Here is a 13,308-nt window from a genome sequence, read left to right on the forward strand (position 1 = left end):
CCACCACGGCGCCGTTCACCACAGCGTGCCGGTGTAGCCTACGCCAGCGCGGCCGCCGACCTCGCCGATCTCGCGCACCGTCTCGCCCGCGGCGCGCAGGCCCGCGGCCAGCGGCTGCGCCCGGTCGCGCGCCACGACGAGGATCATGCCGATCCCGCAGTTGAAGGTCTTGAGCATCTCGGCCTCGGACACCCCGCCCTCTTCGGCGAGCCAGCGGAACAGGGCCGGCGGCTCCCACGCGTCCAGGTCGACGATCGCGCCGAGCCCCTCGGGCAGCACCCGCGGCAGGTTCTCGGTGATCCCGCCGCCGGTGATGTGGGCCGCGGCATGGACCCCGCCCGCGCGCATCGCCTCAAGGACCGGGCGGACGTAAAACCGCGTCGGCTCGAGCAGCGCAGCGCCCAGCTTGCCGCGGCCGAAGGGCGCCGCGGCGTCCCAGCCAAGCCCGGTCCGCTCTACGATCCGGCGCACCAGCGAATAGCCGTTCGAGTGCACCCCGCTCGAGGCGAGACCCAGCAGCACGTCGCCCTCGGCCACGCCCTGCGGCAGATGCGCCCCCCGCTCCATCGCGCCGACCGCGAAGCCGGCGAGGTCGAAGTCGCCGCCGTGATACATCCCCGGCATCTCGGCGGTCTCGCCGCCGATCAGCGCGCAGCCGGCGGCCTTGCAGCCCGCGGCGATCCCCTCGACCACCGCGGCCGCCTGCGCCACGTCGAGCTTGCCGGTGGCGAAATAGTCGAGGAAGAACAGCGGCTCGGCGCCCTGGCAGACGAGGTCGTTGACGCACATCGCCACCAGGTCGGTGCCGACGCCGGCGACGATCCCGGTGTCGATGGCGATCCTGAGCTTGGTCCCCACCCCGTCGGTCGCGGCGACCAGCACCGGGTCGGCATAGCCCGCGGCCTTGAGGTCAAACAGCGCCCCGAACCCGCCCAGCCCCGCCATGACCCCCGGCCGGTCGGTCGATTTCGCGGCCGGCTTGATCCGGTCCACCAGCGCGTTGCCGGCATCGATGTCCACGCCCGCCTGGGCATAGGTCAAGGCGCTGTTCTCGGTCATCGGGGCCCCCTCGGTGATGCTGCCCCCCGATAGCGCAAGCCCGTGCGGCCCGCAACGCGCCGCGCTTGACCCGGGCGCCGCGGCTGACTAGGCGAAAGGCGTGGGGCTGTAGCTCAATGGTCAGAGCAGGGCGCTCATAACGCCTTGGTTGGGGGTTCAAGTCCCTCCGGCCCTACCACGTTCAGCAGCACGCGGAGTCACGCGGTGAAGACCGGATTTCTTCAGGTGATGGGATGGCTTCAGATCGCCGTGGCCATCGCCAACATGATCCTGCCAGACAGTCAGGCCCGGACCTTCTTCACAGCGATAAGTCTTGGTTTCGGGCTGATCCTGCTCGCTCTGGCGTGGATTCTGGCGGAGCTTCAGCGCCGTTAGCCCGCGCCTAGCGCGGCCGCTCGGCGAGGTAATGCCGCACCGCGCCGATGACGTGCCGGAAGCGGTCGCCGCCCAGGTGCTTGCCGCCGTACCAGCGCGTCACCACGACCAGGTGGTCGTCAAGCCCCTCGGTCTCGAGCATCCGCAGGATGATCGCGCCCGCGCCCGCCTCGCCGTCGTCGGCCTTGAGCCCCTCGCCGCCGAGCCGCGCCGCCCACGAGTTGTGGGTGGCCTTGGCGAACCGCCGCTGCGCGGTCAGCGCGGAAAGCGCCGCCTCGATCGCCGCGCGGTCGGCGACCGGCCCGCCCGAGACGGCATAGACCGAGCCGCGGTCGCGGATGATGCGGTCGAAGGTCGTCAGGGTCATGCCGCCCCGTCCGCGGCGCGGGCCAGCGCCACCCGCATCAGCACCGCCTGCGCGGGCAGCCGCAACGCCTCGGCGGCGGCCACGCGGTCGGGGGTGAAATGCCCGGCGCGGTCGAGCAGGTTGACCGTCCCGATCACCCGCCCGCCGACCGTGACCGGCAGGTTCAGCGCCGCCCCGCAGCCGAGCCGCGCGATGGTGGCGTGGTCGAAGAGCAGTTCGGCGACCTCCTCGGGCGTGTTGGCGACCCAGGTCCGGCGGGCGCGAATGACGATCTCGGTCCAGCGGTTCTCAGGCAGCGGCTTCTCGCCGCCGACCGGGTAGGTGTCGGGGTCGCTCGTCCAGACCCGTCGCGCCATCCCCGTGTCGGGGTCGAGCGCCATGACGGTGTAGAGCCGCGCCCCGACCGTCGCCTGCACCAGCGCCTCGAGCGCCGCGAGCGCCGCTTGGGGGTCGGGATCGGCAAGGGCTGCGCTCAGATCATGGCTCATGGGAGGGGCGCTTTCGTAGGCATGGCATTCGCATGAACCGTGCATGAACGCTGCACGAACCTTGCACGAACATCAGAACAGCCCGACGACCTGACCGGCGGCATCGAGGCCGATGCGGTCGGCGGCCGGTTCGCGCGGCAGGCCGGGCATGGTCATGATGTCGCCGCAGATCGCCACGACGAAGCCTGCGCCGGCCGACAGCCGGACCTCGCGGATCGGGATGACATGGCCCTCGGGCGCGCCCAAGAGCTTGGGATCGCTCGAGAAACTGTACTGCGTCTTGGCCATGCAGACCGGCAGATGGCCGAAGGCGGCCTGCCACTCGTCGAGCTGGCGGCGCACCGCGGGCGGCGCCTCGACGTGGTCGGCGCGGTATATGCGGGTGCAGATCGTCTCGACCTTCTCCCACAGCGGCAGGGTGTCGGGGTACAAGATGTTGAAATCGCTCGGCGTTTCGGCGGCGGCGACGACCGCGCGGGCCAGGTCCTCGGCCCCTGCCCCCCCCTCGGCCCAGTGGCGGCAGACGACCGCCGTCACCCCGACCGCCACGGCGGCGTCGATGATCGCCTGCGCTTCGGCCTTGGAATCGCTCGAGAAATGGTTGATCGCCACGACCACCGGCGGACCGTAGAGGCGCAGGTTCTCGATATGCCGCAAGAGGTTCGGCAACCCGCGCCGGACCGCCGCGACATCCTCGGTCCCGAGGTCGGCCCGCGCCACCCCACCGTTCATCTTGAGCGCCCGAACGGTTGCCACCAGCACCACCGCCGCCGGCCGCAGCCCGGCCGCGCGGCACTTGATATCAAAGAACTTCTGCGCCCCGAGGTCGGCCCCGAAGCCCGCTTCGGTCACGACGTAATCCGACAGCCGCAGCGCCGTCCGCGTGGCGATGACCGAGTTGCAGCCATGCGCGATGTTGGCGAACGGCCCGCCGTGGACGAGCGCCGGGTTGTTCTCGAGCGTCTGGACGAGGTTTGGTTGCAACGCATCCCTGAGCAGCACCGTCATCGCCCCGTCCGCCTTGAGGTCGCGCGCCGTCACCGGCCGCCCGTCGCGGGTCCGGGCCACGATGATCCGCGCCAGACGCTCCTGCAAGTCATTGAGATCGTTCGCAAGGCACAGGATCGCCATGACCTCGGAGGCGACGGTGATGTCGAAGCCGCTTTCCCGCGGGGTGCCATTCGCGGGGCCACCCAGCCCCAGCACCATCGCCCTGAGCGCCCGGTCGTTCATGTCCATCACCCGCCGCCACGCCACCCGCCCCGGGTCGATGTCGAGCGCGTTGCCCCAGTGGATGTGGTTGTCGATCAGCGCGGCCAGCAGGTTGTGGGCGCTGGTGATGGCGTGGAAATCGCCGGTGAAGTGAAGGTTCATGTCCTCCATCGGGATCACCTGCGCCCGCCCGCCGCCGGCGGCGCCCCCCTTCATCCCGAAGTTCGGGCCGAGGCTCGCCTCGCGGATGCAGACCGTCGCGGCCTTGCCGATCCGGTTCAGCGCATCGCCCAGCCCCACCGTGGTGGTGGTCTTGCCCTCGCCCGCGGGCGTCGGGTTGATCGCGGTGACAAGCACCAGCCGCCCCTCGGGCGCGCCGTCGAGACCGGCGATGAAATCCCGCGAAATCTTCGCCTTGTCGTGGCCGTAGGGCAGGATGTCGCCGGCCCCGATGTCGAGCCGTGCGGCGATCTCGGCGATGTTGCGCGGGGTCGCGGCGCGCGCGATCTCGATGTCGGTCAGCATGATGTCCCCCCGTGGTCGGCCCCGGTCTGGACGCCGGGTGGCGGCACTCTAGCCGCGGCGGCGCGGTGCCGCCAAGCCCGACACGGCATCGCCGCCCGAGGCTGGCCCCGGACGGCGATCTGTCCCTGTCCCGCGGTTACTCCGCGCGTCTTGGCTCAACTCGACAGGTTCCCCGCCCCGTCCCGGGTCGGAGGTCGTGGCCGGCCGTGGCCGGTCATTTCTGCGGGCTGCGGCGCCCGTCCGGTTCCCTGGCGACACCCTTGAAGGGGCCGTCGGAGGACTTGCGGTCCATGAACTCGCCGGTCCTGGTGTCGCGCTTGACCCAGTCGCCCGAGGGGTGCTGCGTCTGGGTGCGGTCGGTGACCGATCCCTTGCGATAGCCGTCTCCGGTGTTGGTCGCCATCTCGCCCTCCGTTCAGCTGCAGCCCGAGGTGCCGCCGCAGGTGTTGCACTTCATGCAGGTGCCGTTGCGCACCAGCGTGTAGTTGCCGCACTCGCCGCAGGGATCGCCCTCGTAGCCCTGCATCTTGGCCTTGGTGCGCGCGTCCATCGTCACGGCGACGGTGGTGCTTTCGAAGACCGCGGCCTCCTCGGCCAAGCCCGAGGCGACGGCGACGGTCGAGACGCCGCCCTGCAGCACCATCAGCTCTTGCGGCATCCGCTTGCGCAGGTAGCCCGTCGAGCTGATCTGCTTGAGCAGCTCGACCGACTTCGAGGCGCCGGTCTCGGCCGGGACCAGCTCGGGCTGGCCTTCGCGGTGGCCGTTACCCAGGTCGTCGAAGCTGGTGCCGTTCGGCTTGACGTGGGCGAGGTCGGTCCGGTCGAGGTAGCTGACCGCCAGCTCGCGGAAGATGTAGTCGAGAATCGACGTCGCGTTCTTGATCGAGTCGTTGCCCTGCACCATCCCCGCCGGCTCGAACCGGGTGAAGGTGAAGGCGTCCACGAATTCTTCGAGCGGCACGCCGTACTGCAGGCCCACCGACACGGCGATGGCGAAGTTGTTCATCATGGCGCGGAAGCCCGCACCTTCCTTGTGCATGTCGATGAAGATCTCGCCCAGCTTGCCGTCGTCGTATTCGCCGGTGCGCAGATAGACCTTGTGGCCGCCGATGATCGCCTTCTGGGTATAGCCCTTGCGGCGCGCGGGCAGCTTTTCGCGGTTCGAGCGGATGGCCTCCTTGACGATGATGCGCTCGACGATCTTCTCGGCGATGACGGTGGCCTTTTCCTGCGCCGAGCCGGATTCGAGCACCTCGGCGGCCTCGTCGTCATCCTCGACCAGCGCGCTCGCGAGCGGCTGCGAGAGCTTCGAGCCGTCGCGGTAGAGCGCGTTGGCCTTGATCCCGAGCGACCAGGACAGCTCATAGGCCGCGAGCGCGTCGGCGATGGTGGCCGAGTTCGGCATGTTGATGGTCTTCGAGATCGCGCCCGAGATGAAGGACTGCGCGGCGGCCATCATGCGGATGTGGCTGTCCACCGACAGGTAGCGGGTGCCCTTCTTGCCGCAGGCATTGGCGCAGTCGAAGACGGCGTAATGCTCGGGCTTGAGGAACGGCGCGCCTTCCAGCGTCATCGTGCCGCAGACGTGGTCGTTGGCCGCGTCGATCTGGGCGCGGGTGAAGCCGAGGTGGCGCAGCAGGTCGAAGCCCGGGTCCGACAGCTTCTCGGCCGGGATGCCGAGGGTGCCCTTGCAGAAATCCTCGCCCAGCGTCCACTGGTTGAAGACGAAGCGGATGTCGAAGGCGGACGCCAGCGCCGCGTCCACCTTTTCCAGCTCGCGCGGGCCGAAGCCGTGGCCGACCAGGGCTGCGTGGTTGATGCCGGGGCAGTTGCCGAGCGAGGCGTGGCCGACGGCGTAAGCCACGATCTCCTCGATCTGGGCCGAGCCGTAGCCGAGGGTTTCCAGCGCCGCCGGCACCGACTGGTTGATGATCTTGAAGTAGCCGCCGCCGGCCAGCTTCTTGAACTTCACCAGCGCGAAGTCGGGCTCGATCCCGGTGGTGTCGCAGTCCATGACGAGGCCGATGGTGCCGGTCGGCGCGATCACCGTCGTCTGGGCATTGCGGAACCCGTGCTCTTCGCCGAGCGCGAGCGCCTTGTCCCAGGCCCGCTGCGCCATGACGGCGAGCTCCGGGTCGGGGCAGTTCTCCACGTCCAGCGCCACGGGGGCGACGTTCACCGCCTCGTAGGCCTCGGTGCCGTGCGCCGCGGCGCGGTGGTTGCGGATCACCCGCAGCATGTGGTCGGCGTTCTTCGCATAGCCCGGGAAGGGCCCGAGCTCGCCCGCCATCTCGGCCGAGGTGGCGTAGCTGACGCCGGTCATCAGCGCGGTCAGCGCCCCGCAGAGCGCCCGGCCCTCGTCGCTGTCATAGCCAAGCCCGAGGTTCATCAGCAGTCCGCCGATGTTGGCATAGCCGAGGCCGAGGGTGCGGAAGTCGTAGCTGCGCTGCGCGATCTCCCTGGACGGGAACTGCGCCATCAGCACGCTGATCTCGAGCGTCACGGTCCACAGCCGGGTGGCGTGCACGTAACCCTGTGCGTCGAACTGCCCGCCATTCAGGAAGGTCAGCAGGTTCATCGACGCGAGATTGCAGGCCGTGTCGTCAAGGAACATGTACTCCGAGCACGGGTTCGAGCCGCGGATCGGCCCGTCCTCGGGGCAGGTGTGCCAGGCGTTCACGGTGTCGTGGAACTGGATGCCGGGGTCGGCGCAGGCCCAGGCGGCATGGCCGATCTGATCCCACAGCTCGCGCGCCTTGACGGTCTTGGCGGTCTTGCCGTCGGTGCGGCGGATCAGCGCCCAGTCGGCATCCTCGCGCACCGCCTTGAGGAAGGCGTCGGTGACGCGGACCGAGTTGTTCGAGTTCTGGCCCGACACCGAGGCATAGGCTTCCGAGTCCCAGTCGGTGTCGTAGGTCGGAAACTCGATCGAATCAAAGCCTTGGCGGGCGTATTGCAGAACCCGGTTGATGTAGGTTTCGGGGATCATGGCGCGCTTGGCGGCGCGGATCGCCCCCTTCAGCGCCGCGTTCTGCACCGGATCGGTGGCGCCGTCTGCGCTGCCATCCCACTGGCGGATCGCCGCGAAGATCTCGTTCAGCTTCGCCTCATGCTGCTTCGAGCCGGCGACGAGGCTGGCGACCTTCTGCTCCTCGATGACCTTCCAGTTAATGAACTGCTCGATGTCGGGGTGGTCCATGTCGCAGATGACCATCTTGGCCGCCCGCCGCGTGGTGCCGCCCGACTTGATCGCGCCCGCCGCGCGGTCGCCGATCTTGAGGAAGCCCATCAGGCCCGACGACTTGCCGCCACCCGACAGCTTCTCACCCTCGCCGCGCAGCGACGAGAAGTTGGTGCCGGTGCCCGAGCCATACTTGAACAGCCGCGCCTCGCGGACCCACAGGTCCATGATCCCGCCCTCGTTCACCAGGTCGTCCGAGACCGACTGGATGAAGCAGGCGTGCGGCTGCGGGTGCTCATAGGCGCTGTCGGACTTGACCAGCGCGCCGGTGCGGTAGTCGACGTAGAAATGCCCCTGGCTCGGGCCGTCGATGCCGTAGGCCCAGTGCAGGCCGGTGTTGAACCACTGCGGGCTGTTCGGCGCCCCCATCTGCCGGGCGAGCATGTGGCGCATCTCGTCGTAATAGGCGCGGGCGTCGGCCTCGGTGGTGAAGTAGCCGCCCTTCCAGCCCCAGTAGGCCCAGGCGCCGGCCAGCCGGTCGAACACCTGCCGCGCCGAGGTCTCGCCCACGTTCCGCTCACCCTCGGGCAGCGCGGCGAGCGCCGCCTCGTCGGCGACCGAGCGCCACAGGAACTCGGGGACGCCCTTTTCCTTGACCCGCTTGAGGCGCGCGGGCACCCCCGCCTTGCGGAAGTATTTCTGCGCGATGACGTCGCTGGCGACCTGGCTCCAGCCCTCGGGGACTTCGACGGCGTCGTTGCGGAACACCACGGTGCCGTCCGGGTTGCGGATTTCCGAGGTGGTGGTGACGAAGTCGATGCCGCCGTAGGCGCCCGTTTCGGTGGTGGTGTAACGCCGGTCGATCTTCATCCTTCGCCCCTCTGGTCCGCGGTCTCGGGCCGCGCTGGTTGGTCTGGTCCGGGCCGCTTGCACGCCCCCCGCACGGCTGGCGGAAGGCGGGCGGCGAGGGTGCCGCCGCGGCGCTGTCGGTTGTCGTGTCATCCCTCGGCCGGCAACTAGATGTGGTGGTCTCGTCCGCCGGTCCACACAAAGTGAAGCGTCTGAGCCCTGTCTTCAAGCGGTTTATTTGCGCCTTCGACGGACATCGGTGGTTGACACGCAGGGGTTGCGGCGTCCCGATCGGGCCGCGACTCGAAGGTTAACGGGGGCTGGGGATCACCGCGGCGCAGCCGAAAAAATCAGCCCCGCGCGCGCCTTGGGGGCGGTCGTTCAGCAGTTATCAAGGGTTGTCCACAGGGCCATCCACAGTGCGCCCCCTGCGGGGGCGATCAGGCCGGGGTGGCGAGGATGCCACGGTCGGTGACGATCGCATCGAGCCGCTCGTCCGTCGCCGTCGCGGGAATCGCTGGCAGCTGCTGCCCCGCCCAGCCGAGCCCGATCGCCGTGACCGGCCCGGCGGCGCGCAGCCGGGCCAGCGTGCGGTCATAGAACCCGCCGCCGTAGCCCAGCCGCTGCAGCGCCGCGTCGAACCCGACCAGCGGCACGATCAGCACCTCGGGCGTGACCTCGGGCGCCGAATCGGGCGGGTTCGAGGTGCCGAAGCTGCCCGGCACCAGCGCCTCGCCGCGCCAGAGGCGAAAGACCAGCGGCTGCCCACGCCCCGGCACCACGGGCAGGCACAGCGGGCCGTCGTGGGCCTCCATCGCCGGACGGGGATCGGCCTCGCCGCGCATCGGCCAGTAGCCGGCGAGCACCCGCCCCGCGTGGGGGGCGAGCGCCCGCCTCAGGTTCGCCGCCAGCGCCGCCGCATCGCCGCCCGCAAGCCGCCCGGTCAGCGCCTGCGTCCGCAGCGCCGTCTTCTGCGCCACGACATCCGCGTCCACGTCACCGCCCACGGCGCACCCTCACAACAGGATCACGGTGGCGAGGCCGAGGAAGGCCAGGAACCCCATCACGTCGGTCAGCGTGGTGACGAACGTGCCCGAGGCCAGCGCCGGGTCGAGCCCCAGCCGCTCGAGCGTCAGCGGCACCAAGACGCCCCCCAGCGCGGCCACGATCTGGTTCACGATCATCGCCATCGCCAGCACCATCCCCAGCTTCGGATCGCCGAAGATCAGCGTCCCGGCAAGGCCGAGGATCAGCGCCAGCCCCATGCCGTTCAGCATCCCCGCGAAAAGCTCGCGCCGCACGACGCGGCGGGCGTTGCTCGAGGTCAGGTCGCGGGTGGCGAGCGCCCGCACCGCGACCGCGAGCGACTGGGTCCCGGCGATGCCGCCGGTCGAGGCGACGATCGGCATCAGCGCGGCGAGCATCACCAGCGACGAGATCGTGTCCTCGAAGCGCGAGATCACGATGGCCGAAAGCGACGCGGTGAAGAGGTTCACCACCAGCCACGGCAACCGCTGGCGGGCGGTGGCGAAGGCGCCGTCCGAAACGTGGCTCTCCTCGTTCACGCCCGAGAGGCGCAGCATGTCCTCTTCGTGCTCTTCGTCGAGTACGCCCATCGCGTCGTCGATGGTGATGACGCCCACCAGCCGGTCGTCGGCGTCGACGACCGGGGCCGAGATGAGGTGGTACTGGTTGAAGGCATAGGCCACGTCGCCTTCGTCCTGCAGCACGCCGATGGTGCGGAAACTGTCCTCGGCGATGTCGGCCAGACGCGTCGTGCGCTGCGCCGAGAGCAGCCGGCCGAGCGTCACGTAGCCGACCGGGTGGCGGCGGGGATCGACCAGGATGACGTGGTAGAACTGGTCCGGCAGCCAGTCCTCGCGGCGCAGGAAGTCGATGGTCTCGCCCACCGTCCAGTGCTGCGGCGCGGTCACGACCTCGGACTGCATCAGGCGGCCGGCGGAGTATTCGGGATAGGTCAGCGACTGTTCGACCGCGACCCGGTCCTCGGCGTCGAGCGCGGCGAGGATCTGTTCGCGCTCGGGCGGGTCGAGGTCCTCGAGCAGGTCCACCACGTCGTCGGTGTCCATCTCGCGGACGGCCTCGGCCACGACCTCGCGCGGGAGCTGCTCGATGACCTCCTCGCGCAGCGATTCGTCGATCTCGGTCAGGATCTCGGCGTCGATCTCGCCCGAGTAGAGGCGGATGAACTCGCGCCGCCGGTGCGGCGGCAACTGCTCGATCAGGTCGGCGATGTCGGCGCCGTGGACGGGTTCCAGCAGCGCGTTCAGCCCGGCCGCGTCGCCCGCGTCGATGGCCTCGACGACCTCGGCCACCAGCGCGCGGGCGGGGACGAAGTCGTCGTCCTCGGGGTCGTTGTCGCGCGGGCGCGGGTCGGTCATGCGGGCGGCCTTCGGCAGAGGGTGGGTTGCGGCGCGACCATAGGCCGTTCACCCGCCCCGAGACAATGCACCGGGGCCGCGGGCGCCGCGACGCAAGCTGTCATTTCGCCGCCAAAAACCGGCTCAGGCCGCCGGATCACGCGGCACGCCCAGCCTCCGCGCGGCGTCGTCCTCGCCGAATTATCCCGGGGGAGGCGGCCGTCCGGCCGCCGGGGAGCCGCGCCCCCGCCGTGCCTCAGCCCCGGTCGCCGTCGCCGTCGCTGTCGCTCCGCCGTGCCTCAGCCCCGGTCGCCGTCGCCGTCGCCGTCGCTGCCGCCCTCGGCGATCTCGAGGCCCGACGAGGTCGCCTGCGTGATCCGCGGGTCCTGCTGCTCCTCGCCCCGCGGCCGGGCCGTCGCGGCCTCGGCCTCGGCGTCGTCCGCCGCGGCAGGGGCGCCCGGCCCCGCGGGGGCGCCCAGGGCCTTCTTGCCGCCCTCGCCCAGCTCTTCGGCGTTGACGATGCGGACCTCGCGGTGGGCGAAGGGGATCTCGATCCCCTCGGCGGCGAAGCGCTCGATGATCTGGTGGCGGATCTCGGACTGCACGCCCATGCCCTGGTTGATGTCCGACAGGATGGCGCGGATCTCGAAGTCGAGGCTGTCGGCGCCGAAGCCCATGAACAGCACGTTCGGCGCCGGGTTGATCAGCACCGTCGGCTGGTCCTCGGCGATCTCGCGCAGGATGTCGACCACCCGGCGGGTGTTGCTGCCGTAGGCCACGCCCACCTTGATGATGATCCGCCCCTGCAGGTTGCCGCGCGTCCAGTTGGTGACCTCTTTCGAGATCAGGTCCGAGTTCGGCACGATCACGTCGGTGCGGTCGAAGGTCTGGATCTGGGTCGAGCGCACCGAGATGCGCTTGACGTAGCCCTGCGACTGCCCGACCTGGATCCAGTCGCCGACCGCGACGGGACGCTCGACCAGCAGGATGATCCCCGAGACGAAGTTCGACACGATGTTCTGCAGGCCGAAACCGATACCGACCGACAGGGCACCGGCGAGTATGGCAAGGCTCGACAGGTCGATCCCGGCCGAGGTCACCGCAAGCAGCGCCGACAGGAAGATGCCGACGTAGCCGAGGCCCGAGACGGCGGCGTTCTTGGCGCCGATGTCCAGCCGGGTGCGCGGCAGGATCGAGGTCCGCACCGTCCCCTGCACCACCCGCGTCGCCATGTAGCCGAGCGTGAACACCACGACGAAGGTCAGCACGGCCCCGGGCGAGAGCTTCACCCCGCCGAGCGAAAAGCCGTTGCGCAGGCTCGTCCACGCCTCGCCGAGGTCCGAGTTGCTCGCCCCCCAGATCAGCGCCAGCAGCGGCATCGCCAGCACCACGAGGCCGAAACCGATGAGCACGGGCGCGAGCGCGTTGCGCGACATGCCCCGGTCGCGCTTGACCACGGACCAGAGGTCGGTGGCGAACTCCTGCAGCACGATCACCAGCATGGCGAGGCCGATGGTCAGGGCCGCCGGCCACAGGATCGAGTTGGCGAGCGTCACGAAGCCGATCACCGCCAGCACGGGGCTCGCCAGCGCGATCAGCCGCGCCGCGGCGCCGAGCGCGGCCATGACCTTGCCGGCATAGCCCGTCTGCTCGGAGGCGTCGTGCTCGGGCCGGTGGCGCAGCACCAGGCCGAGGCGGAACAGCAAGAGCGCCCCGACCACGATCAGCGGCAGGTGCCAGACCGCCGCGGCGGCATCGCTCACCTCGAGCGGGATGCGGCTGCCGGTGCCGGGATCGGTGCGGATGCCCGAGAGCGGCAGGACCGCCTGCCCGGCGATGTGATGGACCGCGAGCGCGGCGGCCATCGAGATGCCGTAGAACTGGCCGCGTTGGCGCTGGACCTCGGGGTAGCAGATCGGCGGGTCGCCGGTCAGGGTGAAGAACCGCAGCGACAGCCAGCGCCCGGTGAAGAACAGCAGGGCCGCCACCGGCAGCACCATCAGCAGCGGCCGCGCCCACGACCCGGCCAGCCCGGTGGTGTCGAGCGCGCGGACCAGCAGATAGGCGCCCGCGGTGGGGATGGCGATCTGCCCCAGCGACACGGCAAAGGCCACCGCGTCGCGGGCATAGTCGCTCGCCCGCGAGCCGAGGCGCGAGGGCAGCGAGTCGATCCAGCGCCGCCCGTAGATCAGCAGCCCCAGCGCCAGCGCCAGATACAGCCCGATCAGCGGCAGCCGCCCGATCAGCGCCCGCCCGGCGGCGCCATAGGTCCGGTCGCGGACGTCGCCGGCGATGCCGTTCAGCACCGTCATCCCCTCGGAGGCCGCGGCGACCAGGCTCGACGGCAGCAGCGGCGAGGGGCTGAGCTTGAGGATCGCGTCGGCCTGCCGGGTGCGGGCGGTCTCGTCGATGGCCCGCACGAGGCTGTCGGCGCGGCTGTAGGCCTCGACCGCGCGCAGGCCGGGGGCCTGCAACTGGGCGAGCTGCTCGGTCAGCTCCTTGCGGCGCTCGGCGATCTCGGGGGCCTCGGTCTCGCCCTCGGCGGGCGCCGGGCCCAGCGCCGAGATCTGGTCGCGCAGCGTGGCGATGCGCGGGGCGTTGAGCGACTGCGCCTGCAGGAAGCGGTCGCGCCACGAGACGATGTCGGCGCGCAGCCGCTGCAGCGTCTCGGTGGTGGCGCCGCCGGCGTCCACCTCTTCCTCGGCGCGGCTCGCGATCTGGTTCCACGCCTGATAGTCGGGCTCGGTCTGGGCCAGCGCCGGCGGGGCCACCGCCAGCGCCAGCCACAGCGCGGCCAGCGCGGCGAGAAGGACGGCGGACCAGCGGCGGCAGGGCGCGGGGGTGGCGCGGGCAGTCAGTGCAGCAGCCATC

General features: G+C 70.5%; 10 protein-coding genes and 1 tRNA gene. 2 read left to right on the forward strand and 9 right to left on the reverse strand.

The genetic code is table 11. The features are described 5' to 3' along the window. Positions 1-15: 15 nt before the first annotated feature. A complete protein-coding gene (gene purM / locus HGN31_RS02070) occupies positions 16-1,059 on the reverse strand; it encodes a phosphoribosylformylglycinamidine cyclo-ligase (RefSeq protein WP_168782176.1) in 1,044 nt (347 codons plus the stop codon). A gap of 102 nt (positions 1,060-1,161) precedes the next feature. Between purM and HGN31_RS02075 the strand changes: the two genes are divergently transcribed. Next, a tRNA-Ile gene (locus HGN31_RS02075) sits at positions 1,162-1,237 on the forward strand. Between the two features lie 26 nt (positions 1,238-1,263). Continuing rightward, positions 1,264-1,434, forward strand: a complete 171-nt coding sequence (locus HGN31_RS02080) for a hypothetical protein (protein WP_156114342.1) — start codon at positions 1,264-1,266, stop codon at positions 1,432-1,434. 7 nt (positions 1,435-1,441) lie between these two features. Here the strand turns inward: HGN31_RS02080 and HGN31_RS02085 are convergent, their stop codons facing one another. The 8 genes from HGN31_RS02085 to HGN31_RS02120 all read right to left on the reverse strand — a co-directional run bounded on the left by HGN31_RS02085 (position 1,442) and on the right by HGN31_RS02120 (position 13,307). Continuing rightward, positions 1,442-1,801 (reverse strand): YigZ family protein, encoded by a 360-nt coding sequence (locus HGN31_RS02085; protein WP_168782177.1) that lies wholly within the window; start codon positions 1,799-1,801, stop codon positions 1,442-1,444. Beyond that, on the reverse strand, positions 1,798-2,289 hold the full coding sequence (locus tag HGN31_RS02090) for a GAF domain-containing protein (RefSeq protein ID WP_168782178.1): 492 nt from the start codon (positions 2,287-2,289) through the stop codon (positions 1,798-1,800). Before HGN31_RS02090 ends, HGN31_RS02085 begins: the two co-directional genes overlap by 4 nt. A 72-nt stretch (positions 2,290-2,361) precedes the next feature. Then, positions 2,362-4,026, reverse strand: a complete 1,665-nt coding sequence (locus HGN31_RS02095; RefSeq protein ID WP_168782179.1) for a formate--tetrahydrofolate ligase — start codon at positions 4,024-4,026, stop codon at positions 2,362-2,364. Positions 4,027-4,240: 214 nt separating this feature from the next. Then, positions 4,241-4,429, reverse strand: coding sequence for a hypothetical protein (locus HGN31_RS02100; RefSeq protein ID WP_168782180.1), 189 nt, complete (start codon positions 4,427-4,429; stop codon positions 4,241-4,243). 12 nt (positions 4,430-4,441) lie between these two features. Beyond that, positions 4,442-8,077 (reverse strand): vitamin B12-dependent ribonucleotide reductase, encoded by a 3,636-nt coding sequence (locus tag HGN31_RS02105; protein ID WP_168782181.1) that lies wholly within the window; start codon positions 8,075-8,077, stop codon positions 4,442-4,444. A 419-nt stretch (positions 8,078-8,496) separates the two neighbouring features. Next, positions 8,497-9,063, reverse strand: coding sequence for a 5-formyltetrahydrofolate cyclo-ligase (locus tag HGN31_RS02110; protein WP_231572709.1), 567 nt, complete (start codon positions 9,061-9,063; stop codon positions 8,497-8,499). A gap of 9 nt (positions 9,064-9,072) precedes the next feature. Next, positions 9,073-10,458: a magnesium transporter gene (mgtE, locus tag HGN31_RS02115; RefSeq protein ID WP_036701362.1), complete on the reverse strand. Its 1,386-nt coding sequence runs from the start codon at positions 10,456-10,458 to the stop codon at positions 9,073-9,075. A gap of 278 nt (positions 10,459-10,736) precedes the next feature. Next, on the reverse strand, positions 10,737-13,307 hold the full coding sequence (locus HGN31_RS02120; RefSeq protein WP_211096323.1) for a DUF3772 domain-containing protein: 2,571 nt from the start codon (positions 13,305-13,307) through the stop codon (positions 10,737-10,739). Position 13,308: the final 1 nt, after the last annotated feature.

This window comes from Paracoccus sanguinis (assembly GCF_012689545.1).
GTDB lineage: Bacteria > Pseudomonadota > Alphaproteobacteria > Rhodobacterales > Rhodobacteraceae > Paracoccus > Paracoccus panacisoli.

What these genes read in the sequence shown, in the direction of transcription:
- purM (WP_168782176.1), bottom strand. Translation starts at nt 1,059, where the DNA reads ATGACCGAGAACAGCGCCTTGACCTATGCCCAGGCGGGCGTGGACATC.
- HGN31_RS02085 (WP_168782177.1), bottom strand. Translation starts at nt 1,801, where the DNA reads ATGACCCTGACGACCTTCGACCGCATCATCCGCGACCGCGGCTCGGTC.
- HGN31_RS02090 (WP_168782178.1), bottom strand. Translation starts at nt 2,289, where the DNA reads ATGAGCCATGATCTGAGCGCAGCCCTTGCCGATCCCGACCCCCAAGCG.
- HGN31_RS02095 (WP_168782179.1), bottom strand. Translation starts at nt 4,026, where the DNA reads ATGCTGACCGACATCGAGATCGCGCGCGCCGCGACCCCGCGCAACATC.
- HGN31_RS02100 (WP_168782180.1), bottom strand. Translation starts at nt 4,429, where the DNA reads ATGGCGACCAACACCGGAGACGGCTATCGCAAGGGATCGGTCACCGAC.
- HGN31_RS02105 (WP_168782181.1), bottom strand. Translation starts at nt 8,077, where the DNA reads ATGAAGATCGACCGGCGTTACACCACCACCGAAACGGGCGCCTACGGC.
- mgtE (WP_036701362.1), bottom strand. Translation starts at nt 10,458, where the DNA reads ATGACCGACCCGCGCCCGCGCGACAACGACCCCGAGGACGACGACTTC.
- HGN31_RS02120 (WP_211096323.1), bottom strand. Translation starts at nt 13,307, where the DNA reads ATGGCTGCTGCACTGACTGCCCGCGCCACCCCCGCGCCCTGCCGCCGC.